The organism is Bradyrhizobium sp. RDM12, assembly GCF_051917485.1.
Classification (GTDB): domain Bacteria; phylum Pseudomonadota; class Alphaproteobacteria; order Rhizobiales; family Xanthobacteraceae; genus Bradyrhizobium.
Window position 1 is genome coordinate 4,904,252 of the sequence record NZ_CM133064.1, and the last position, 23,068, is coordinate 4,927,319.

Annotated in this window: 22 protein-coding genes and 3 pseudogenes; 20 read left to right on the forward strand and 5 right to left on the reverse strand. The window is 64.8% G+C overall.

All coding sequences use genetic code 11. The features are described 5' to 3' along the window. From ACTGJ9_RS23975 to ACTGJ9_RS24000, 6 genes and pseudogenes are all read left to right on the forward strand, one after another. Complete coding sequence (locus tag ACTGJ9_RS23975; protein ID WP_456673105.1) at positions 1-303, forward strand: DUF5076 domain-containing protein; 303 nt, start codon at positions 1-3, stop codon at positions 301-303. A gap of 2 nt (positions 304-305) precedes the next feature. Beyond that, positions 306-758, forward strand: a complete 453-nt coding sequence (locus ACTGJ9_RS23980) for a nucleoside deaminase (RefSeq protein ID WP_456673106.1) — start codon at positions 306-308, stop codon at positions 756-758. Positions 759-820: 62 nt separating this feature from the next. Further along, positions 821-2,168: pseudogene (locus ACTGJ9_RS23985) on the forward strand (pyruvate dehydrogenase complex dihydrolipoamide acetyltransferase). A 140-nt stretch (positions 2,169-2,308) separates the two neighbouring features. Continuing rightward, the gene (lpdA, locus tag ACTGJ9_RS23990; protein ID WP_456673107.1) at positions 2,309-3,727 is read left to right on the forward strand and encodes a dihydrolipoyl dehydrogenase; all 1,419 of its coding nucleotides are present in this window, start codon (positions 2,309-2,311) and stop codon (positions 3,725-3,727) included. A 126-nt stretch (positions 3,728-3,853) separates the two neighbouring features. Continuing rightward, entirely contained in the window at positions 3,854-5,095 is a 1,242-nt protein-coding gene (locus tag ACTGJ9_RS23995) for a threonine synthase (RefSeq protein ID WP_456673108.1), read from the forward strand. A gap of 87 nt (positions 5,096-5,182) precedes the next feature. Continuing rightward, positions 5,183-6,154, forward strand: a complete 972-nt coding sequence (locus tag ACTGJ9_RS24000) for a tripartite tricarboxylate transporter substrate binding protein BugD (RefSeq protein ID WP_456673109.1) — start codon at positions 5,183-5,185, stop codon at positions 6,152-6,154. A gap of 181 nt (positions 6,155-6,335) precedes the next feature. Here the strand turns inward: ACTGJ9_RS24000 and ACTGJ9_RS24005 are convergent. Beyond that, positions 6,336-8,512: pseudogene (locus tag ACTGJ9_RS24005) on the reverse strand (lytic transglycosylase domain-containing protein). Between the two features lie 325 nt (positions 8,513-8,837). Between ACTGJ9_RS24005 and ACTGJ9_RS24010 the strand changes: the two are divergent. The 3 genes and pseudogenes from ACTGJ9_RS24010 to ACTGJ9_RS24020 all read left to right on the forward strand — a co-directional run bounded on the left by ACTGJ9_RS24010 (position 8,838) and on the right by ACTGJ9_RS24020 (position 11,277). Next, positions 8,838-10,573, forward strand: a pseudogene (locus tag ACTGJ9_RS24010) (adenylate/guanylate cyclase domain-containing protein). A 105-nt stretch (positions 10,574-10,678) separates the two neighbouring features. Beyond that, complete coding sequence (locus ACTGJ9_RS24015; protein WP_234684043.1) at positions 10,679-10,855, forward strand: hypothetical protein; 177 nt, start codon at positions 10,679-10,681, stop codon at positions 10,853-10,855. Between the two features lie 209 nt (positions 10,856-11,064). Next, entirely contained in the window at positions 11,065-11,277 is a 213-nt protein-coding gene (locus ACTGJ9_RS24020) for a hypothetical protein (RefSeq protein ID WP_456673110.1), read from the forward strand. Positions 11,278-11,304: 27 nt separating this feature from the next. Here ACTGJ9_RS24020 and ACTGJ9_RS24025 read toward each other — a convergent pair whose 3' ends face one another. Further along, positions 11,305-12,000 carry a GntR family transcriptional regulator gene (locus ACTGJ9_RS24025; RefSeq protein WP_456673111.1) on the reverse strand — a complete coding sequence of 232 codons (696 nt, stop codon included), beginning with the start codon at positions 11,998-12,000 and terminating at the stop codon, positions 11,305-11,307. Between the two features lie 210 nt (positions 12,001-12,210). Between ACTGJ9_RS24025 and ACTGJ9_RS24030 the strand changes: the two genes are divergently transcribed. From ACTGJ9_RS24030 to ACTGJ9_RS24075, 10 genes are all read left to right on the forward strand, one after another. Next, positions 12,211-13,107, forward strand: a complete 897-nt coding sequence (locus ACTGJ9_RS24030; RefSeq protein ID WP_456673112.1) for a VOC family protein — start codon at positions 12,211-12,213, stop codon at positions 13,105-13,107. A gap of 40 nt (positions 13,108-13,147) precedes the next feature. Then, on the forward strand, positions 13,148-14,722 hold the full coding sequence (locus ACTGJ9_RS24035) for a bifunctional 3-(3-hydroxy-phenyl)propionate/3-hydroxycinnamic acid hydroxylase (protein ID WP_456673113.1): 1,575 nt from the start codon (positions 13,148-13,150) through the stop codon (positions 14,720-14,722). 34 nt (positions 14,723-14,756) lie between these two features. After that, entirely contained in the window at positions 14,757-15,437 is a 681-nt protein-coding gene (locus ACTGJ9_RS24040; protein ID WP_456673114.1) for an MFS transporter, read from the forward strand. After that, complete coding sequence (locus tag ACTGJ9_RS24045; protein ID WP_456673115.1) at positions 15,434-16,084, forward strand: hypothetical protein; 651 nt, start codon at positions 15,434-15,436, stop codon at positions 16,082-16,084. Before ACTGJ9_RS24040 ends, ACTGJ9_RS24045 begins: the two co-directional genes overlap by 4 nt. Before the next feature lie 29 nt (positions 16,085-16,113). Further along, entirely contained in the window at positions 16,114-16,962 is an 849-nt protein-coding gene (locus ACTGJ9_RS24050; protein WP_456673116.1) for a fumarylacetoacetate hydrolase family protein, read from the forward strand. Positions 16,963-17,116: 154 nt separating this feature from the next. Continuing rightward, entirely contained in the window at positions 17,117-17,374 is a 258-nt protein-coding gene (locus ACTGJ9_RS24055) for a hypothetical protein (protein WP_456673117.1), read from the forward strand. An 81-nt stretch (positions 17,375-17,455) separates the two neighbouring features. Continuing rightward, positions 17,456-17,704, forward strand: a complete 249-nt coding sequence (locus tag ACTGJ9_RS24060) for a hypothetical protein (protein WP_456673118.1) — start codon at positions 17,456-17,458, stop codon at positions 17,702-17,704. Between the two features lie 57 nt (positions 17,705-17,761). After that, positions 17,762-18,058, forward strand: coding sequence for a hypothetical protein (locus ACTGJ9_RS24065; RefSeq protein ID WP_456673119.1), 297 nt, complete (start codon positions 17,762-17,764; stop codon positions 18,056-18,058). Then, positions 18,055-18,261 (forward strand): CbtB domain-containing protein, encoded by a 207-nt coding sequence (locus ACTGJ9_RS24070; protein WP_456673120.1) that lies wholly within the window; start codon positions 18,055-18,057, stop codon positions 18,259-18,261. Before ACTGJ9_RS24065 ends, ACTGJ9_RS24070 begins: the two co-directional genes overlap by 4 nt. Positions 18,262-18,271: 10 nt before the next feature. After that, positions 18,272-19,042, forward strand: a complete 771-nt coding sequence (locus ACTGJ9_RS24075; RefSeq protein WP_456673121.1) for a CbtA family protein — start codon at positions 18,272-18,274, stop codon at positions 19,040-19,042. Between the two features lie 48 nt (positions 19,043-19,090). Here ACTGJ9_RS24075 and ACTGJ9_RS24080 read toward each other — a convergent pair whose 3' ends face one another. Beyond that, positions 19,091-20,149 carry a Cj0069 family protein gene (locus ACTGJ9_RS24080; RefSeq protein WP_456673122.1) on the reverse strand — a complete coding sequence of 353 codons (1,059 nt, stop codon included), beginning with the start codon at positions 20,147-20,149 and terminating at the stop codon, positions 19,091-19,093. Positions 20,150-20,653: 504 nt separating this feature from the next. Between ACTGJ9_RS24080 and ACTGJ9_RS24085 the strand changes: the two genes are divergently transcribed. Next, positions 20,654-21,526: a DUF1259 domain-containing protein gene (locus ACTGJ9_RS24085; protein ID WP_456673123.1), complete on the forward strand. Its 873-nt coding sequence runs from the start codon at positions 20,654-20,656 to the stop codon at positions 21,524-21,526. 33 nt (positions 21,527-21,559) lie between these two features. Here ACTGJ9_RS24085 and ACTGJ9_RS24090 read toward each other — a convergent pair whose 3' ends face one another. After that, the gene (locus ACTGJ9_RS24090) at positions 21,560-22,621 is read right to left on the reverse strand and encodes a nickel/cobalt efflux transporter (RefSeq protein ID WP_456673124.1); all 1,062 of its coding nucleotides are present in this window, start codon (positions 22,619-22,621) and stop codon (positions 21,560-21,562) included. Positions 22,622-22,626: 5 nt separating this feature from the next. Then, a complete protein-coding gene (locus ACTGJ9_RS24095) occupies positions 22,627-22,905 on the reverse strand; it encodes a metal/formaldehyde-sensitive transcriptional repressor (RefSeq protein WP_092290650.1) in 279 nt (92 codons plus the stop codon). Positions 22,906-23,068 lie beyond the last annotated feature (163 nt).

Consider the following 23,068-nt stretch of genomic DNA (forward strand, 5'->3'; position numbering starts at 1 on the left):
ATGACGGGCCCGAAGGAGCAGCCACTGCCACCCGACGTCCTCGCCCGCGACGATGCGGTCGAGATCCTGCGCGTGTTCGTGCTGGATGGCGGGCTGTCGATGGCGTTCCAACGCGCCTTCGAGGAGCCCGACATGTGGGGCCTGCTGCTGGTCGATCTCGCCCGTCATGCCGCGCGCGCCTATGCGCGCGAGAGCGAATATAGCGAGGAGGACGCGATGAACCGGATCCTCGAGATGTTCCAGGCCGAGATCGAACGTCCGACCGACACCGGCACCACGACGCCGCGCGGGAAGGGACACTGACCGTGGCGATCGAATCCCATCATTACGATCTCATGCTGGAGGCGATCCGCGAAGCGGAAGCCTCGATTGCGCAAGGCGGCCTGCCGATCGGCGCCGTGCTGACGCGCGACAACAAGATCATCGCCCGCGGTCACAACAACCGCGTGCAGGAGAACAATCCGATCCTTCATGGCGAGATGAGCTGCCTGCGCGAAGCCGGTGCGATCTCGTTCCACGACACCGTCATGTACACCACGCTGTCACCATGCTCGATGTGCGCCGGCGCGCTCGCCTTGTTCAAGGTGAAGCTGGTGGTGATCGGAGAATCCGTCACCGTTGAGGGCTCCAAGGATATTCTCGACAAGTTCGGCGTTCCCTGGATCGACCTTGCCGACGACCGCTCCATCACCATGATGAAGAATTGGCGTTCCATCCCTGCCAATGAGCGCCTGTGGCAAGGCGACATCGGCAACTAAACCTGGTCTGTTCGTCTTCGCTGTCGGAGACGACGTTTTGCAAAATTCTTCTTGAGGTCAGCATGCCCATCAACATCCTGATGCCCGCTCTTTCGCCGACGATGGAGAAGGGCAACCTCGCCAAATGGCTGAAGAAGGAAGGCGACAAGGTCAAATCCGGCGATGTGATCGCCGAGATCGAGACCGACAAGGCCACCATGGAGGTCGAGGCCATCGACGAGGGCACGATCGCCAGGATCCTCGTGCCCGAGGGCACGCAGGACGTGCCGGTCAACGACGTGATCGCGGTGCTCGCCGGCGAGGGCGAGGACGTGAAGGCCGCTGGTGCCGCCAAGCCCAGCGCCTCGGCCGCGCCGCCGAAGGCCACGGCGCCTCCCGCTGCGGCGGCCGCTCCTGCGCCCGCTGCGCCCAAGGCGGCGCCCGCCGCCGCTGCTCCGGCGCCGCAGGCTGCCGCTCCCGCCGCGCAGAGCAACGGCCATGGCGGCCGCGTGTTCTCCTCGCCGCTGGCGCGGCGTCTCGCCAAGGACGCCGGCATCGATGTCGGCATGGTCACCGGAACCGGCCCGCACGGCCGCGTCGTTGCACGCGACGTCGAGCAGGCCAAGTCCGGCAAGGGCCTCAAAGCGCCCGCCGCGACACCGTCGTGGTGCGCCCTCGATCGCACCGACGATGTCGGACAAGCAGATCCTGTCGCTGTTCGAGCCCGGCTCCTACGACATCGTCCCGCATGACGGCATGCGTCGTACCATCGCGCAGCGCCTGACCGCGTCGATCCAGAACGTCCCGCACTTCTACCTGACTATCGACTGCGACATCGGCAAGCTCCTCGCCGCGCGCGAGGAGATCAACGCCGCCGCGCCGAAGGACAAGGAGAAGAAGCCACTCTACAAGATCTCGGTCAACGACTTCGTCATCAAGGCGATGGCGGTCGCGCTGCAGAAGATCCCGAACTGCAACGTCAGCTGGACCGAAAGCGGCATGGTCAAGCACCATCATTCCGACGTCGGCGTTGCCGTTGCGATGCCGGGCGGCCTGATCACGCCGATCATCCGCAAGGCCGAGACCAAGACGCTCTCGACCATCTCCAACGAGATGAAGGATTTTGCCGCGCGCGCCCGTTCGCGCAAGCTGAAGCCCGAGGAATACCAGGGCGGCACCACCGCCGTCTCCAACCTCGGCATGTACGGCATCAGCCACTTCACCGCGGTGATCAACCCGCCGCATGCCACCATCCTCGCGGTCGGCACCAGCGAGGAGCGTCCCGTCGTGCGCGGCGGCAAGATCGAGGTCGCGCACATGATGAGCGTGACGCTGTCCTGCGATCACCGCGCCATCGACGGCGCGCTCGGCGCCGAGCTGATCGGCGCCTTCAAGCAGCTGATCGAAAATCCCGTCATGATGATGGTGTGACGAGAGAATTCGCGTCGTCATTGCGAGCGAAGCGAAGCAATCCAGCACGTGACCGGCAGACTGGATTGCTTCGTCGCAAGAGCTCCTCGCAATGACGGTCTCGAACATTGAGACCGGTTGAACGGGAACGAGCGCAAAGCATGGCCGACACATCCTTCGACGTCATCATCATCGGCTCCGGTCCTGGCGGCTATGTCACCGCTATCCGGGCCGCGCAGCTCGGCTTCAAGGTCGCGATCGTTGAGAAATCCTATCTTGGCGGCATCTGCCTGAACTGGGGCTGCATCCCGACCAAGGCGCTGCTGCGCTCGGCCGAGATTTATCACTACATGCAGCACGCCAAGGATTACGGCCTGTCGGCCGATAACGTCTCTTTCGATCCGAAGGCGGTGGTGCAGCGTTCGCGCGGCGTCTCCAAGCGGCTCAACGACGGCGTCGGCTTCCTGATGAAGAAGAACAAGGTGAGCGTGATTTGGGGCGCCGCCTCGATCGACGCGCCCGGCAAGGTCACCGTGAAGAAGTCCGACGTCGAGGCACCGAAGGGGTCGCTCGGCGAGGGGAGCTATCAGGCCAAGCACATCATTGTCGCGACCGGCGCGCGGCCGCGCGTGCTGCCGGGGCTCGAGCCCGACAAGAAGCTGATCTGGACCTACTTCGAGGCGATGGTGCCGGAGCGGATGCCGAAATCGCTGCTGGTGATGGGCTCGGGCGCGATCGGCATCGAGTTCGCATCTTTCTTCAAGACGATGGGCTCGGACGTCACGGTGGTCGAGGTGCTGCCGCAGATCCTGCCGGTCGAGGACGCCGAAATTGCCGGACTTGCCCGCAAGCGTCTCGAGAAGCAGGGCATCAAGATCCTCACCAACACGGGCGTCACCAAGCTGGAGAAGAAGAGCGACAGCGTCGTCGCAACGCTGGACGACGGCAAGACAAAACAGACCGCCGAGTTCGAGCGCGTGATCTCGGCGGTCGGCGTCGTCGGGAATATCGAGAATCTCGGCCTCGAAAAGCTCGGCGTGAAGACCGACCGCGGCTGCATCGTGATCGACGGCTACGGCAAGACCAATATTCCCGGCATCTACGCCATCGGCGACGTCGCGGGCCCACCGATGCTCGCGCACAAGGCCGAGCATGAAGGCGTGATCTGCGTCGAGGCGATCAAGGGCCTGCATCCGCATCCCATGGACAAGCTGATGATCCCGGGCTGCACCTATTGCCAGCCGCAGGTTGCCTCGGTCGGCCTCACGGAAGCCAAGGCCAAGGAGAACGGGCGCGAGATCCGCGTCGGTCGCTTCCCCTTCGTCGGCAACGGCAAGGCGATCGCGCTTGGCGAGGACCAGGGCCTGGTCAAGGTGATCTTCGACAAGAAAACCGGCCAGCTGCTCGGTGCCCACATGGTCGGCGCCGAGGTGACCGAACTGATCCAGGGCTACGTCGTCGCCATGAATCTGGAGACCACGGAAGAAGAGCTGATGCACACGGTGTTCCCGCATCCGACCCTGTCGGAGATGATGAAGGAAGCCGTGCTGGATGCCTACGGGCGGGTGCTGAACATTTGATCGCCACCCCCTCATCGCGAGCGGAAGCAATCCAGACTGTCTCTGCGGAAAGATTCTGGATTGCGTTGCTGCGCTCGCAATGACGAGCGGCGAGAGCCGTTTGCACAATAAGAAGGAAATCACCCCATGCACGACAACGACAATCTGACCATCGAACGCCCGACCTTCGTCACCCACCTCGAATGCGCGATGGAGGGCGATCATTATGCGGCTGATCAGGTCCACAATCTCTCCAAGGCCGGCAAGCCGCTGCTGGTGCGTTACGACCTCGTCGGCGCGAAGAAGGCGCTGACCAAGGATGCGCTTGGCCAGCGCCCCGCCGACATGTGGCGCTATCGCGAGCTGCTGCCGGTGCGCAAATGCAAGGACATCGTCTCGCTCGGCGAAGTCACCACGCCGCTGATCCGGCTACCCAAGCTCGGCAAGAAGCTCGGCGGCGGCGAGATCATCGTCAAGGACGAGGGCCGGCTGCCGACCGGCTCGTTCAAGGCGCGCGGCCTGGTGATGGCGGTGTCGATGGGCAAGGCGCTCGGCATCAAGCACATGGCGATGCCGACCAACGGCAATGCCGGCGCTGCGCTCGCGGCCTATGCGACCTCCTGCGGCATCAAGACCACGATCTTCTGCCCGGCCGATACGCCAGAGGTGAATGTCAGCGAGATCGAGCTGCAGGGCGCGACCGTCTATCGCGTCAACGGCTATATCGATGATTGCGGCAAGATCGTCGGCGAGGGGAAAGCAAAGGTCGGCTGGTTCGACACCTCGACCTTGAAGGAGCCCTACCGCATCGAAGGCAAGAAGACGATGGGGCTGGAGCTTGCGGAGCAGCTCGGCTGGGACGTGCCCGACGTGATCTTCTATCCGACCGGCGGCGGCACCGGCCTGATCGGCATGTGGAAGGCGTTCGACGAGCTGGAGAAGATCGGCTTCATCGGCTCGAAGCGTCCGCGCATGGTCGCGGTGCAGGCTTCGGGCTGCGCACCGATGGTGCGCGCCTATGAGGCCGGCACCGAGCACGCCACGCGCTGGGAGGACGCCCACACCATCGCCTCCGGCATCCGCGTGCCGCAGGCGATCGGCGACTTCCTGATTTTGCGCGCCGTGCGCGAGAGCAAGGGTTTTGCCATCGCGGTCGACGACGACAAGATCTCGGCGGCGCTGAACGAGGTGGCGCGCGAGGAGGGGCTGTTGCTGTGCCCGGAGGGTGCCGCGACCTACGCCGCCTACAAGGAGAGCCTCGCCGACGGCCGCGTCGGCAAAACTGACCGCGTGATGCTGTTCAACTGCGCCACGGGCCTGAAATACCCGCTGCCGCCGGTCACCCGCACGCTCGATCGCCACAAGCCGATCGACTACACGCAGTTCTAGCGCGTCATTTCGTCTCTTCACGAACGAGCTCTCTTCCCGTACGCGGGAAGAGACAAAAACAGAAACGACATCGTCGGGGAGAACACAATGAACAAGGCCGTCTGGGCCGGGCTGATCGGTATTCTCGCTCTCGCAGGCAGCGCGCGCGCCGATGATTATCCGTCGCATCCCATTACCATCATCGTTCCCTTCGCGGCCGGCGGCCCGTCGGATGCGATGGCGCGCGTGCTCGCCGAGCGGATGCGCACCTCGCTCGGCCAGCCCCTGGTGATCGAGAACGTCACCGGCGCCGGCGGCTCGATCGGGGTGGGGCGCGCCGTGCACTCGCCGCCGGACGGCTACACCATCTCCTTCGGCCATCTCGGCACCCACGTCGCCAACGGCGCCGTCTACAAGCTCAACTACGATCTCGTTGCCGATCTCGAGCCGGTGGTGCTGCTGCCGAGCAACCCGATGATCGTGGTCAGCAAGAACGCCGTGCCTGCGACCTCGCTGAAGGAATTGCTGGCGTGGCTTAAATCGCGACCATCGCCGCCGACGGCCGGCACCGCCGGTGCCGGTTCCGGCAGCCACATCGCCGGCGTTTATTTCGAGAGCGTCTCCGGCATCAAGCTGCAATACGTACCCTATCGCGGCACCGCGCCCGCGCTGAACGATCTGATCGCCGGCCAGATCGACATCATCGTCGACCAGACCTCCAACTCAATCAACCAGGTTCGCGCCGGCACCATCCGGGCCTACGCCATCACCGACGACAAGCGCCTCGCTTCGGCGCCCGACATCCCGACCGCGGATGAAGCGGGCCTGAAGGGCTTCAACATGACGCTGTGGTCGGGCCTGTGGGTGCCGAAGGGCACGCCAAAGGAGATCGTCACCAGGCTCAATGCGGCCGCCGTGGAAGCGTTGAACGATCCCGGCGTGAAGAAGCAGCTCGAAAGCCAGGGCCTGGAGATGACGCCCAAGGATCAGCTCACGCCGGAGGCGCTCGGCGCCCGGCAGAAAGCCGAAATCGCAAAGTGGTGGCCGATCATCAAGGCAGCGAAAATCACGGTGGAATGAGAGCGCTCGCCGCGCATTGCACACGCTCTGACCTCATCCTGAGGAGGCCGCCAACGGTCCGCGCGAAGCGCGGCCCGATGACAGGCTCCGCGGCCGTCTCGAAGGATGACCGCGGGCAAGGTCGGGGCCTTCATCCTTCGGGACGCCTGCTTCACAAGCTCTCAGGATGAGGAGTTAGGCCTCACTCCGGCCCCGCGAATCCCACCGGCGTCGCCTTGGCGCTGGCATCTTGCGTCACCACGCGCTGGTCGCTCTTGCCGGCCACCATACCGCTGCCCTCGAACCGTGCGCGGTAAACCAGCACGTTTTCCATCACGCGCTGGACGTAGTTGCGCGTCTCCGACAGCGGGATGCGCTCGACCCAGTCGACCGGATCGATGTTGGGGTCGCGCGGGTCGCCGTGCGCCTGCACCCATTCGCGCACCCGGCCGCGGCCGGCATTGTAGCCGGCGAATGTCATGATCTGGTTGCCACGATATTCCGACAGCAACGCGCTGAGTTCGGCGGCGCCCATCTGCGTGTTGTAGACGGGATCGGACACCATCCTGTCCCAGTCATAGGTCACGCCGAAGCGCTTTGCGGTGTCGCGGCCCGCCTCCGGCGTCACCTGCATCAGGCCGACTGCGTTGGCGGCCGACTTGTCGCGCTGGTTGAACGAGCTCTCGGTCCGCGCCACCGAATAGATCACGCTGGCCTCGATCGCGGGCGCGACCTGCTTGTGCTCGGGGATGCCGATGGTCGGGAAGGCGTATTGGTCGAGCGCCAGCCCGCGCGCCAGCGCCGACTTGCCGACTTCGAGCATGACGCGCGCGTCGTTGCGTCGGCCGGCGAGATCGCCGAGCGCTTGCAGCGCCGCGACATCGGTGCTCTCCTTGGCGAACTCCTCGGCGAAGTAGTACACCGTGTCGCGCTCGCCGATCTCGTACAGCATCTCGGCGGCGCGCACGCGCTCGTCCGCGGCCGGCTTGTCGGCGGAGGCCAGCACGGGCGAGGGCGCCCGCAGCTCGATCCCTGAAGGCCGAGCCGTGCATGGGCGAGCTGGCCGTAATAGGCGGTCGGATAGCGCGCGGCGGCCCTGTAGCTCATGCGCGCGTCGGCTGTGGCCCCCATGGCTTCGGCCGCGCGTCCGCGCCAGTAATGGGCGCGCGACAGCGCGAGCGGATTGGGCGAACCCTCGTCGATCGCCGCAAAGTGCATCATCGCGGTCTTGGGATCGTCGAGATAGCGCAGCGCGATCCAGCCGCACATGAAGTGATAATCGACGCGATAGACTTCCATCGCCGGCACCGCGGCCGCGCGCACCACGTCATAGGCCGTCCTGGACTTGCCCTGGTCGAGCAGCTTTCGCGCCAGCAGGCGGCGCTCGCGCCACCAGGCATCGGTATCCTGCGCCGCCATGGTGTCGGGCGCCGCAGCGAGGATCAGTTCGGCGGCATCGTCGATGCGGTCCTTCTGCAGGTGCCATTGCGCGCGGCACAGGACATAGCCGAGATCGCGGCGCGCATCGACCGATACGTCCTCGAGATAATCCTTGGCCTTGTTCTCCTTGCCGTTGACCGCGGCGCAGGCTTTTACGATCGCGAGCGCATCCTCGCCGAGATGTTTTGCAGCGCGCCGCGCGCCGGCATAGTCCTTGGCGCCCAGGCGCTTGTCCATGCGGGCACGACGATCCTCGGCGGTGAGGAGATCGCGGAACGCTGCGTAGGAATCCTCTTCGCTGCGCTCGGACAGTTCCTCCGAGCGCCAGGCCTCGCGCACCAGACGCGCGGCCCTGTCGCTGTCGCCTTCGGCGAGCAGCACGCGGGCGAGCGCGAAACTGCCCTTGGCACTGGTCGGCCGGTCCATTGTGAAGGCGTGAACCGTGGCCGCATCGGTCTTCTCCTGCCACAGCCGCGCCTCGGCGCGCCGGCGCAGCAGCGCGGCGCTCGGCCAATCCGGATTGGCGGTGAGGAAGGCGGCGTAGCGCTTGAAATTAGCCGTGCTCTCGGAATGGCGCAGCATGAACCAGTCGGCGAGCTTTTGTCCGGCGGGATCGGCAATGCGGTCGCGCGCCGCGGTCGCGTCATCGGTCTTGCCCTTGCGTGCAAGGTCGATGGCGTCCTTGAGTGCGGCGAGGTCGCCGGTCAGCGGCGGCGGCGCGGGCTTCTCCGCGGACCCGTCGTCCTGCTGCTTCGATTTGCGCTTGGCCTCGGCATGCTTGCCGTGCTTGGCGCTCGCAGCATGGCGCTGCTTGCCGGCTTTGGCCTCATGCGTCTTCTTCGGCGCTGATGATTTGCTCTTCGCTGCCAGCTCCGTCGGGAGGAGCGCCAGTGCGGCCATGGCAACGACACACGCGAGCGAGCGTAGGCACTGGTTCATTGCGTGGTCCCCCTGCGAAACCAGTACAAACCAAAGTCCGCGACGACATGCGGCTCGAGAATCAGAACGATGTCAAAAACGGCGACACGGCATCGTTGCGCATTCCTCACGCTCCCGCAACAATGCGGCAAAATACGGATGGAACGCGGGAACCTGTGCAACGGAGGATAGATGGGACCTTTTAACCCTTGTTGATGAAGAGGGCTCACGCATGGTTACGGACGGTCAGGACGCAGCAAACGGCCGGAAATGCACGTGTTCCCGTGCCTGAATCCGGTGTATTGAGGGTTCCAGACCCGTCCTTGCAGCCATCAGCCCCACGCCCATGCCGATTTTCAACCAATCGATCCGGCGCAAGATCGTCGGCATCGCCCTCGGATTGATCGTCCTGATGCTGGTCACCTCGATCCTGTCGATGGTGATGTCCAGCCAGGTCGGCATCCTCCTTGACGAGCTGACCAACCGCTACATCCCGGCCTACGGAGATCTGGCGCGCGCCAATATCCGTTCGCTGGAGCGGGCGGTGGCGCTGCGGCGCATGGTGATGACGAAGATGCAGTCGCCAGCGGACGAGGAGGCCTATGCGGCGCGCTTGCGCGAGTTCGAGGACGCTGACCGCAAGATCGAGCAGGAGGCCGAGAGCGCGCGCAAGCAGATCAACGCGATCATCGACGATACCAGGACGCCTTCCGACAATGCCGCGCTGGCCCGTATCGAGACCCGGATCGAGACCGCCGTCACCGAGCTGCGCCGCGATCAGAACGAGGACCACGCGAAGCTGCTCAAGCAGATCGACGCCCAGCAGATGATAGAGGCCCGCAATACGCTGGAGCATATCGACGCGCTGCGCGACCAGTTCAACCAGAACATCGACGCGATCCGGGCCGACATGCTGAAGCAGGTTTTCGTCTCTACGTCGCAGGTGATCCGGCACCAGCGGCAGGCGATCATCATTTCCGGCATCGTCACAATCCTGGCGGCGGTGGTCGGATTTGCCTTTGCGCTGCTGGTCTCGAGCGGCATCACCCGCCCGGTGCGGCTGCTGCTTGCCGGCACCCGTGAGGTCGAGGCGGGCCGCTTCGATAAGTCCATCACGGTCTCGACCCAGGACGAGATCGGCGAACTCGCCGCCGCCTTCAACCGCATGATCGAGCAGTTGCGCCACAACGAGCGCATCCGCGAGACGTTCGGCCGCTATATCGATCCCAAGGTGGTGCAGGGGCTGATCGACCGGCCCGAAATCGCCATCGACGGCCAGCGCCGGGTGATGACCATCATGTTTTCTGACATGAGCGGCTTCACCTCGATGAGCGAGGGCATGACCCCGCGCGGCCTCGTCAAGGTGATGAACCACTATTTCACGGTGATGTCCGCTCCGATCCGGAACAACCGCGGCGTGATCGACAAATATATCGGCGACGCCATCATGTCCTATTGGGGCCCGCCCTTCGTCGAGGAGGACGAGCAGGCGCTGCTCGCCGGGCTTACCGCCATTGAGATGGCCGATGAACTGCCCGCGCTGCAGAAGCAATTGCCGGATCTGCTCGGCATCCGCGCCATGCCGGTGCCGTGCGACTTGCGCATCGGCATCGCCACCGGCGAGGTCCTGACCGGCAGCATCGGCTCCGAGCTGATGATGAGCTTTACGGTGATGGGCGACGCGGTGAACCTCGCCTCCCGGCTGGAGGCCGTCAACAAGGTCTATGGCACCCGCATCCTGATCTCGCAGGCGACCGCCGAGGCGATCGGCGCGCTCCTCGAATTGCGCGAGATCGACCGTCTCGCAGTTGTGGGCCAGAGTGCACCGCAGCCGGTCTTCGAGGTCATGGGCAGGGCGGGCGCGCTCACGGCTGCGCAGGAGAGCCTGCGGACGCATTACGCCGAGGGTCTCGCCGCCTATCGGGCGCGCCGCTTCGATGATGCACGCACCGCGTTCAACGCCGCGCTCGAGAGCGCCCCGGCGACGGCCCCGCGCGCAACATGCTCACCCGCATCGCGCAGTTCGAGACCAGTCCGCCGCCCGCCGATTGGGACGGCGCCTGGCGGTTGGAGAGCAAATAGCCATCCATCCGCGAATAATTTATTCTACCTCATAACGATGTTCGCTGTGACCTAATTTCCGGGCTTAGGTTTGCTGTCCTTGAGGCGTTTAATGGGGATACGCCAATGACAGAACTTGAGGACAGGCTGGAGCGGTTCGAGACGCTCACCGCTGAATGCGAGCTGATTGCCAAGCTCGCCACCGACAGCAAAAAGCGCGAGTTCTACCTGAAGCTCGGGGAGCAGTACCGTCAGCTTGCGGTCGACATGCGTCAGGCGATCGCGACCAGGGCTGCGGCCTGAAATGGCCTAACGGTTCCAGTTGGAACGAGGCAGGACGCGGCATCGCCGCGTTTGCCGGATGGCACGCGATCGCAATCCGTTGTTAACGATTGAGACGCATTCTCAAGGGGGAAGCGGGGAGTCGCGTATTGCGCTTCCCGATGATGGGAATGCCTGGGGCAACGTCGCCATGCGAAATTGCCCGTAGCTGGTCCGATGGTTGACATCCCATGCGTCTGTTTGCGGTCATCTTGTTGGCGCTTGTGACGGCAGCCTGCAATCAGGAGCAGGACGTCACGGGCTCGACACCGCTCTGCGCGCTGCGGAACTACAGCTCCTACAATCCCCGCGACATGAACCAGTGCGTTGCCGCCTGCAAGTCGTGCGACCACGGCAATACGGTCACATGCACCACCTCCTGCACGCTGCGCGGCGCGCATTGAAAGCAAGGCCCGAGGCTGCGGCGTCCGTCAGCCGCGGCCCGCTTCGCGCCGCAATTCCGGGAAAATCGTCTCGTCCTGGAGAATGACGTCGGCGGTTCGCCGATAGTGAGCCGTGAGCAGCGCCACTGCCAGATCGGAATCCCCGCTCAACACCGCATCCACGATCGCCGCATGCTCGTCACCGACATGGCGCGAGGGAAAGGCCTTGCTGATCGACAGCCGCCGGTAGCGATAGAGCTGGTCGGCAAGCTGGCCGCAGAACGCGATGAGGGATTGCGAACCGCACTGGCCGATCAGGGCCCGATGGTAGATGCGATGTAGCCGCTCCCATTCGGAATTGTCCTCGAACTCCGTGGCGCTCAGCGATCGTGGCACGCGGCTCAGCCGATGCTGCGCGAGCACGAGTTGCTCCTCCCACTGGGGCGTGGACGCCGCCATCGATTCACGCAACGCAAGAGCCTCGACCCAACAGCGCGTCTTGGTGAGCTCGGCAAGCTCGGCACGGCTGACGTCCTTGACGTAGAAGCCGCGCTGCTCGCGGACCTCGACGAGTCCGTCGGCGGTCAGCCGGTTGAGCGCTTCGCGCAGCGGCGTTTGACCGGTTTGATAGGTCTCCATCAGAAACCGCATTTGCAGCTTGCGCGACGGCGCGAGGCGTCCGGACAACAGGTCCTCGCGCAGGCGGTCGTAGACATGGCTCGCCTGCGTCGAGGGCGCCGACAAGGGAGCGCCGCAGTCACATCCACTGCTCAGATCTCCGGTTTTGGTTCAAGCGACGATACATATCATATACATCTACCGATGATCTCCAAAAAATCTATAAATTATTCTTGTGAAATTCGTTTTGTGTAATAAAAGATCGATGCGCTTGGCCGCTGACCAACGACCACGATCAAAAAGAGCCTCGCCGGCGACCTAACGGAGGAACGTCTTATGCCCCGGTTTCCGGTGACAGCGCTGCGCAGCGTCGAGCTCGGCACGCCGGACCTGGACGGGTCCGTGAGATTCTATTGCGAGGTCTGGGGTCTTGCGCTCGTCGCGCGCGCGGCCGGCATCGTCTATCTGCGCGCAACCGGCAGCGATCATCACGTCGTCGCGCTCTACCAGAGCGAGCGGCCGGAGCTCGGCGCGGTGACTTTTCGCGTCGCGAGGCCGGACGATCTTGCTTCCATTGCCGCCCGGGCTGTTGCCGAAGGAGCTCAGTTGCTCCGCGGCCCGACGCCCAACGACGCGCCCGATGGCGGCGTGGCGATGACCATTCGCGCGCCCGAAGGCGGCCTCCTCCGTTTCGTTCACGGGGATATCAGCCATGCCGCGGAGCCCCAGCAAGGCGACCGGCCTGAACGGCTCGCGCACGTCAATCTCAACAGCACCGATGTCGATCGCTCCGCCGCGTTCTACGAGAGCGCGCTCGGCTTCCGGCTCACCGACCGTTCGAAGGCGATGGCGTTCGTCCGCTGCAACAGCGATCACCATGCGGTCGTGATCGCCGACGCCAAGGTCAACGGACTCAATCACGTTGCCTTCCTGATGCCGAGCCTGGAGGCCGTGATGCGCGGCTCGGGGCGGATGATCGATGCCGGCTTTCCGATTGCCTGGGGCGTCGGGCGCCACGGGCCCGGCGACAACGTGTTCTCCTATTTCATCGATCCGGTGGGAACCGTGATCGAATACACCGCCGAGGTGCTTCAGGTCGACGACAGCTACGTCGTGCGGGGGCCGGATCAGTGGGTCTGGCCGCCCGGCCGCACCGATCAATGGGGCATCGCGCCGCCGAAGGCTGAACGCGTCAAGGCGGCGCAATTGTCCGTTCGCTACGCCGCGCCCTGAGCGCGGCCATTCATCAACACTCACACGGGGTGTGCAGAGCTTGGTATCCAGTTCGAACCGCGCGAACGAGTTTCAGATCGCTGTCGTGGGCTTCGGTCCGTCAGGCGCCGTCGCCGCCAGCCTGCTGGGCGCGCAAGGTATCCGCACGCTGGCCGTCGACCGGGACCGCGCCGTCTACGACAAGCCGCGCGCGATCGCAATCGATCACGAGATCCTGCGGCTGTTCGACAATCTCGGAATTGCCGGGCAGCTGCGTCCGTACATTGCGCCGTTCCCGGCTTCCGAACATTTCGGTGCGCGCGGCCAGTTGATCCGCCGCATCGACATGGTGAGCGAGCCTTATCCGCTCGGCTATACGCCGACCATGGTGTTCACCCAGCCGCCGGTCGAAGAGATCTTGCGCGCGCATGCGCGATCCCTCCCGTCGGTCGTCGTGGAGCTCGGTACCGAACTGCTCCGGCTCGACGAGGCGCCGAACGGCGTCACGCTCGAATTGCGCGACGACCAGGGCACAAGGAATGTCGCCGCCGTTTATGTCATCGCCTGCGATGGCGCGTCGAGTCCGGTCCGCCGGCAGCTTGGAATCGGCTTTGACGATCTGGTGTTCGACGAGCCCTGGCTCGTAATCGATCTCAACGTCAACGATGCGGGGATTGCAAAACTGCCGCGGACGGCGGCGCAGTTCTGCGATCCGGCGCGGCCGACCACCTATATCGTCGGACCCGGCTCGCATCGGCGTTTCGAGATCATGCTGCTGCCGGACGAGGATCCGCGCGCGATGGAGCAGCCCGAGCAGGTCTGGCGGCTCCTCGCGCGCTGGCTGACGCCCGGTGATGCCAAGCTGTGGCGGGCGGCGAGCTATCGCTTCCACGCCCTCGTCGCCAGCAAATGGCGCGAAGGGCGCGTCTTCCTCGCCGGAGATGCCGCTCACCAGCAGCCGCCGTTCATCGGACAGGGCATGTGCCAGGGCATTCGCGACGTCGCCAATTTGGTCTGGAAGCTCGCGCGGGTCTTGCGCGGAGACTCCGGCACGGCGCTGCTCGACACCTACCAGGACGAACGCAGTGCCCATGTCCGCGAACTGACGACGCGCATCAAGGCGATCGGTCATGTCATTTGCGAGCGCGATCCGGACGCGGCCGCCGCACGCGATGCCCGCATCCTCAGCGAAAGCGGCGGCGTGCCGCGTACCATCACCCGTCAGGAGATCGTGCCGCCGCTCAGCTGTGGCCTGCGCGCCGAGGTGCCGCATGCCGCGAACGGTACGCTGTTTCCGCAGCCGTGGGTGCTGACCGCAGGCGGCCGGCAATTGCTCGACGCGGTCTGCGGCGCCGGATGGCGGCTCGTGCTCGGGGGCGACAGCGCGTTGGCGCGCTCGCGTGCGATCGCGGCCCGCGCCGGGGAGATGGGCTTGCGCCTGATAGGAATCGCGGAGGCGGATCGCGATGCTGCGCCGGATGTGCTGCGGGAAGAGAGTGGCGTGGTGGCGCGGTGGTTCGCACGGCACGCCTGCGCGGCTGCGATCGTGCGCCCCGATCACTACGTCTACGGCGTTGCGGCCGATGAAGCCGCGCTAGCGGCGATGCTGTCCGGTCTGGAGGCGCGGCTGCGATGAACAAAACAGCAATAAAATTCAACAGGGGGAAATCATGTCGACATCGCCGAGCTTGACCACGGCGCCCGCGGTGCCCGCGCGCGCCTACGCCGTCCTCATCATGCTGTTTCTGTTCCAGACGATCAATTTCTTCGACAAGCTTGTCTTCGGTCTCTCGGCGGTGCCGATGATGAAGGAGCTGTCGCTCAGCCCGAAGGAGTTCGGCCTCATCGGCAGCAGCTTCTTTCTGCTGTTCTCGCTCTCGGGCATGGCGGTCGGACTGTTCGTCATCGGCCGATTTCCCGTGAAGTGGATCTTGATGCTGCTCGCCGCCGTCTGGTCGGCGACGCAGCTTCCGGTGTTCTTCTCGAGCTCCGTCATGGTGCTGGTCGTGTGCCGAATTCTTCTCGGCGCGGGCGAGGGGCCAGGCCTGCCCACGGCGTTGCACGCCTGCTACAACTGGTTTCCCGCCGACAAGCGCAGCGTTCCAAGTGCGGTGGTCCTCCAGGGCATCAGCGTCGGGCTTTTGGCCGGCGGCCCGCTGCTGACCTATGTGATCATCAGTTACGGCTGGCGTGCGGGCTTTCTCGCGTGCGGCCTGCTCGGCATCGCCTGGATGGTCGCCTGGAGCATCGTCGGCGGAGAGGACCTTACGCTGCCACGACCGCCCGCCAGGATGCGCCGGCAGCCGCGCCAAACCTGCCGGCGCGCCTGTTATGGTGCGACCCGACGGTGATCGGCGTCATCATCATGTCGACCATGTCGTACTGGATCGTCGGCATCTCCGCGACATGGCTGCCGCCGTTCCTCCAACTCGGGCTCGGCTACAAGCCGACCGATGTCGGCTGGATCATTTCGGCCATCTACATGTTCCAGTCGCCGCTGTTGCTCAGCGGCTCCTGGATCACGCAAGCGCTTCAGCGTCGGGGCTGGAGCTTGCGCGCCTGCCTTGGCAACGCATCGGGATTGGCGCTGCTGATCGCCGGATGTGCGCTGCTGCTCAGCATCGTGACCTCGGGCGCGCTCCAGCTCGTCTGCGTGGCGATCGCCTTCGCGGCGCCCAGCCTGACCACGATCTTCGGTCCGGTGGCGCTTGGCGCAGTGGCGCCGGCCGCCCAGCGCGGCCGGTTGATCGTCGTGATTTACTCGGGCAATGCGGCATCCGCGCTGTTCTCGAATGCGCTGACCGGATGGATCGTCGGCGAAGCGGGCAGCAACAGCGCGCTCGGCTATGCGCACGCCATGACATTCACTGCCGGCATTCTCATTGTCGGCGCGGTTGCCGCTTTCGCACTCATCTTCCCGGAGCGGACCATCGCGCGTTTTGCGAAGACCTCCTCGCGGTCATCTTCAGCTACCGTTCTTCCTGCCACGTCGACCTGATCGGCCCCTTCCAACATCAAGGACACCACATGAAATTCGCAAGCTTCAACGTCGACAACGCCGCCTCGTGGGGCCTCGTGGAGGGCGACAGCGCGGCCGATCTCGGCCCTATTCTGAGGGATCGCTACCCCGACCTGAAATCGGCGATCGCAGCAGGCGCCCTGGCAGAGGCGGCTGCGGCCGCCGCCAGGGCGAAACGCCATCCGCTGTCGAAGATCACGTTTCTACCGGTGATCCCGAACCCCGACAAGATCCTCTGCATCGGGTTGAACTACGAAAATCATCGCAAGGAGACCGGGCGCACGGAGGTCGAGAATCCCACCGTGTTCGCTCGCTTCGCCAACAGCCAGACCGGCCATCTCACGGACATCATCCGCCCGAGAGTCTCGACCCAGCTCGACTTCGAGGGCGAACTCGCGGTCGTGATCGGCAAGCCCGGTCGTTACATTTCGCGCAGCGAGGCCTGGGGCCATATCGCCGGCTATGCCTGCTACAACGAGGGCAGCGTGCGCGACTATCAGCGCCACACCCACCAGTTCACGCCGGGCAAGAATTTTCCTTCAACCGGCGGCTTCGGCCCGTATCTGGTGACGCCGGACGAGGTCGGCGATGTCGGTCCGCTGCGCTTGCAGACCCGGCTCAATGGCGAGGTGGTGCAGGACACCACGATCGACCAGATGATCTTCGATATCCCGCGCCAGATCGAATATTGCTCGCAGTTCACCCGGCTCGAGCCCGGCGACGTCATCGCCACCGGCACGCCGGGTGGCGTCGGCTCCAGGCGCACGCCGCCGATCTGGATGAAGGCGGGCGATGTCGTCGAGGTCGAGATCGACAAGATCGGCTGCCTGCGCAACGGGATTGCCGACGAAGCCTGATGCGAAACCGGTGATACGCGACGGAACATTGGCACGGATGTGGCCGCGACCGGGGAAGAGCGAGCGCTGATGTCGGTTGGCGGTGCCACGACACCGGAACGATCACATGGGATAATCATTGGGAGTAGGTGGGCAGGAGACGGAGTCCTTGTGGATGGGTATGCTCGATCCCGGCCGGTTTCTGGTGTCTTGCTCGCATTGCGAGGCTTGGCCGATGGCGGCCAACGTCAAACGCGCGAGCTGGTCGGCGCAGCCGCATGAGGTTCGCTTCGTCTGTCCGCGCTGCCGCCGTGAGGAGACCGCGATCATCTCTGCGTCCGGACAGCTGCTACCGATCAAGCGTGTCGACATTCCCCCGCAAGAGGTGACGGCGGCTTGGGACCAGGCCCAACGCCCGCGCGGACGAACCTAGGGGGTTGCGTGCTCCCGGTTTCGGAACTCGGCCGCCAGCCGGACGTTGCCGTCGCGACACCAAAGCATCAAGGCCGTGCGAATGATCAGCGAGCATTTCGACACCCGCACACGGATCAACATGAAGCTGGCGCTGGACCGGGTTTGCCGTAATCGCCCCGAAGGCGAGGACGACAGCTTCCGCAGGTCGGCTGCCGAAAATATCATCCGCTGCGCCCTGACAGGCCGCACCGGCATCGGCCAGCTCGTCGATGCCGGCGAGCAGGCGAGGATCAGGAGCCGCGCGGAGCCGGAGCAGGACCGATTGCGAGCTGGCGGAATCCGTCGATAGCCGTGGTAGGCTCGTCGCCGGGAGTTCATCCATGGTGCTCACGGGGCGCGCGACAGCTTGAACAATGAGGTCCATTGGCGCGACGACATCGCCTCGCTGGTGTTTCCCGTCGCCGCTCATGGCGCGATCTGCGCCGTGCACCGGGGCGCCTTCCGGACCTTGCTGGGCACCGAGCCGACGCCGGACGCCTGCCTCGGCTATTTCCGCCAGTTTGAGGCCGCCTTTCTCGCCGCGGCCGATGCCAAGATAGCCCGCAAGCTTATTTTGCCGGGGACGAGCCTGCATCTTACCAGTCGCGACATCGCCCGGAAGCTGCTAGAAGACGCGCAAATCGCCAATGGAGAACCGCCATGAGCCAGTCGCAGCTCGCAAACGCCCAGGTCACGGCTCAAGTCACGCTTCCGCTCGCCGCCGGGCAGGTGGGACGGCTGTCGCAGGCTCTGATGGCCATGGTGCTCGGCGTGTTCGTCATCGGCATGGTCGGCTTCTCCCACATCGACGTCGTCCACAACGCCGCCCATGACGTGCGGCACTCGAACGCATTCCCCTGCCACTAACCGGGGTGGCATGAGCACATTTCGCTCGATCGTTTTCGCGTCGGTCATTGCCGGTTTCATCGTCGGTCTCATCGTCACTGTCGTCCAGCAGTTCGGCACCGTCCCCCTGATCCTGAAGGCGGAAGTCTTCGAGAAGGCGGCGGAGGCGCACCAGCATGGTGCCGCAGCCTCACCGCAGCAGGCGGCTGCCGGGCATGACCACGCAGACCACGATCATGGCGCCGGCGGCCACGACCATGGCACCGGGGCCTGGGAGCCGCGCGATGGTCTTGAGCGCAACGCCTATACTGCGGCCGCCAATATCCTGACCGCGATCGGATTCGCGCTGCTGCTGGCCGGCTTCTTCGCCGTGCGCAGCGGCGCTACCGGGGCCCTTGTCTCCTGGCATGAAGGCCTGCTGTGGGGCCTTGCGGGCTTTGCCGTCTTCACCCTGGCGCCCGGCCTCGGCGTGCCTCCGGAGCTGCCCGGCGTGCCTGTTGCGCCGCTTTTGTCGCGCCAGATCTGGTGGCTCGCCGCCGTGCTGGCCACGGCCGGAGGGCTCGCTTTGATCGCCTTTCGCCGCTCGGTGCCGGCCGCGATCGCCGGCGTGATCCTGCTGACCCTGCCGCATCTGATCGGCGCACCGGAGCTCGCCAACATCGAGACCAACGTGCCGTCGTCGCTGACGCATCAGTTCGTCACGGCGGTGACGGTGACGAGTTTGGTGTTCTGGACCTTGCTCGGCGGTCTCACCAGCGCAGTGTTCGCGCGTTTCGATCGCGGCGCGGATCAGCGCACCTGAAGCTTGCGCCATGGCCGCAAGGAAGGCGATCCGCTTGCGTCGGAGCAACTACCGCCTCGCGTTCACCAGCCGCTCGCGAACCGTCCGTGCGATCGCCGCCGGCGCTTCATCAGGGATCGCGAAGCAGGAGCTTGCATTGATCTCACAGAGAACATAGGTGTCTGCGCCATCAGCATCGCGCGGGCCGTAGAGGAAGTCTGCGTCCCAGATGACCGGCATCAACGCTTCGTCGATGGCCAGCAGATTCATCATCCGCGGCGTCCATTCGTCTTCCATCAGCCTTCGCAGCGCCCGGAATTGCGGCGCATCGGGGCCGTGCATGATCCGCGGCCCCGGTTGGGCCTCGGGAGAGTCCGGCCCCTGTGGCGGTGGCGGGATGAGTGCCTTGATCAATTGGTGTCCGAAGCCCGCGACCCTGGCGCCGCTCATGTAGCAGCGGATCATTCCGTCGGGGAGGCGAGGTTGAAACGGCTGATCGATGATGCAGCCGCCCCAGCCGAAATAGGGTTCGCATCGCGCGATGAAAGCATCGAGCGGCATGTCCTGGGGGAGGCTGCCGCGCTGGGCATGGAGCACGCGAACCGTCGGGGTCGCACTCGGCAGCGCCTCGACTTTCCACACGCCTTGGCCGCCATTGCCGCGATTCTGCTTGAGCACGCGGGGTCCGTCGGCTCGCAGGCGCCGCGGAAATTCCGCTGCCAAGACGGCAGCACTGTCATAGCGATGGGTGTCGGCGCCCCAACCGAGATCGCGGGTCCGGTAAAGCACCTCCTTGACGCCCATTTTCAGGATGACGTCGGGATGCGCGCTGACCCACGGCCCGTGTGCCGCGACGTCGCGCAGCAGGTCGTCCAGTCCGGCGCGCGTCTTGCCCTGGTGGATCGGGTCGACCCAGACCAGCACGCCGTCGACCGCAAGCAGTTGATCGCGGACCGCATCCGCGAAGCTCTCGTCGTAGATCGCCGGTTGCGCCGCGATGCCGGCGGAAGCGAGGGCTTCGAAGACGCGAACGAAGCGGCTGTTTTGCGCGGCGGCGTCGCGGCGCATGCCTGCGTCGCCCCGCGAAACGATGGCTACGGAATATCGGTGAGGGGATTGGGTGTCCATGCGCAAGCTCCACGAATTGCGTGCTGCGCAGACTTGGACCGAAGTCTCACGGGGAGTCTGCCTTGTCCCCACCGCGACATTCTATGCGGGATCGTCCGGAAACCGCAAGACGTGACGACGTGGCTTCCGCAGGCCGGCCGGCCGAGAGTGGTCAAATCGATTTCGTTCCATGGGATCGGCGAAATATTTTTGGCGGATCCGCTCACGACGCGCGATTGACAGGTTGGACTCCCGGGTTTCTAGTCGAGTCATCGGGGATATGCGGTCTCCCCGCGAGGCGACATGCCCAAGCATCGCGTCCTGACACAAGGGCGCAGCATGTCCAATTCATGCACCCCCGATTTCATTCGACAGATTGGCTCGTTCGTCTCGCGCGGCATGCGGCGGCGCGCGCGGTGCGGATACCTGAGCCTGAAAACAGATGCGACCTGGGGCAGGGACACCAGGAGAACGACCATGCGACTACGAACAGTTTGTCACGCAGCCTTTTTGCTGGCCGCCGTCATGGTCCCAGCATCGCTCCCGGCGCAATTCATCGCGCCGGCCCAGGCCGAAGACATCGATTGGCAGACGATCGACCAAACGCTCGGCCGCAAGGCCGCCGTCTCGGATGATGTCCACCGATACGGCTTTCCTCGCAACGATCTCTCCGTGACCCTGGACGGGGTCGCGATCAAGCCGGCGCTGGCCCTCGGCGGCTGGGTGGCGTTCAAGCCAGCCCATGGTGGCGCCATGGTCATGGGCGACCTTGTGCTCCTCGAGACCGAAATCAATCCCGTGATGGCGAAGATGATCGCGAGCGGCCTCGAGATCACGGCCGTGCACAACCATCTGCTGCGCGCGAGCCCGGCGACATTCTACATGCATGTCGCGGGACACGGCGACCCCGTCAAATTGGCCTCTGCGATCCACGACGCACTCGCCGTAAGCAAGACTCCGATGACCGTTGCCGCACCGGCCGGTCCGCCGCCCGCCGTCGATCTCGATACAGCCAAGCTCGACCAGATTATCGGCGCGAAGGGACAGGCCAATGGCGGCGTCTACCAATTCAACGTCAAGCGTCGCGATCCGATCACACAAGAGGGCATGCCGCTCACTCCCGCCGGGGCAATGGGCGTCGCGATCGGCATCAACTTCCAGCCAACTGGCGGGGGCAAGGCGGCCATCACCGGCGACTTCGTTCTGTCGGGTGAAGAGGTGAATTCGGTGCTTGCGGCGCTGCTGGCGAATGGGATCGAGATGACGGCACTGCACAGCCACATGCTGGATGAGCAGCCACGGCTCTTCTTCATGCACTTCTGGGCCCATGACGATGCCATCAAGCTCGCCAAGGGCCTGCGGGCCGCGCTGGATAAGACTGCGAGCACGAAAGGCTGACCGGACAAACCGCAGAGGCCGCCCCGCTGCCCATCACACCATCAGTTCGTGCAAACCCGTCCAGCCGGTGTAGAGGCCGACAAAGACGATCAGGGCCGCCGACACGTAAGGCGCGCGGTGGGCGTAGCGGCTGAAGCCGGCCCAGTGCCGTTCGACGTGCCGCAGGCTGAGCGCGGCGAGAACGCCGGCCGACACCATCGTGATCGCAAGCCCGACACCGAAAGACAGCACGAGGACGAAACCGAGGCTGAACTGCTTCAGCTGTATGCAAAGCAGCAGCACGGTGATCGCGGCGGGGCAGGGGATCAGTCCGCCGGTGAGGCCGAACAGCACGATCTGCGCCGTCGTCACGTTGCGCCCCCCAAAGCGCTTGCGGATGTCCGCGGCATGGGCGCGCGCGTGCGCGTCGTCCTCTTCGCCGAGATCCATGTGGTCGTGATCATGTTCCTCAAACAGGATCTCGGTGGCGTCGCCGGCAAGGGCGACGCGCGCCTTGAACGCATGCGGCTCGGGAATCTCCGCGACGCTTTCGAGGTAGCCATCGCAAGCGGCAAACGCGAAGGTCTGCTCCGAGCCGTCCTCGCGGATGGTGGTCACCTTGATGTCGCGGGCCGCAGGAAGTTCGCCGGTCTCGTTCCGGATCCGCCAGCGAGGGGGCACGCCGTCTTCGAACACCTCCAGCAACAGTGATGCCCCGGCCAGCGAGATGGATTGCGGCTCGTCGTGGTGGTGATGGTCGTGCGTGTGATTCTGCTCACGCCAGGTGCGCCAGACCATCCAGCCGGCGATGCCGACAATGATGACGGCGGACGCTATTTGCAGATAGGCCTCGCTGCGTTCGCCGGACAATTCCTGGCCGAAATACAACCCCGCGAGTGCGATCGCCCAGACGATGGCGGTATGGGAGACGGTCGCCGAGAGGCCGAGCAGCACGGCCTGGAGCACAGTGCCTCTGATTGCAATGATGAACGCAGCCATCATGGTCTTGGAATGCCCGGGCTCGAGACCGTGCAGCGCGCCGAGGAGGATGGCGCTGGGCACGAACAGCCATGCGTGCGCGCTGCTCTGTTGGAGCAGCTGAGACAGGTCGGTCATTGCGTTCACTTCAAATAGGTTCGGACGACGTCGATGAGGTCGGCGGCGCCCTTGGCCTTTTCCGGATCCTTTTCGTGCGCGGGATCCACGACATGGTGGCGGATGTGGTCTTCCAAGAGCTCGGTGGTGAGACCGCTGATCGCACCTTTCACCGAAGCCACCAGCATCAGCACATCGGCGCAGCCGATCTCCGACTCGAGCGCGCGTTCGACGGCGTCGAGCTGGCCCTTGATGCGCCGGACCCGTCCGATCAGCTTCGACTTGTGTTTGATCGTGTGTGACATGCTGATAAGATAGGGGGTACCCTATATGAGTCAACGCTGATGCGCCCCCATGGCTCGCAACCCCAGGATGATGGGAGGGAGAGCGGGGCGACTCAGTCGGGCTTCGCTCGTCATCGCACCGAATTCGGGGCGCGCCTCTCCGTTTCCAAAATCTGTAGTTGTG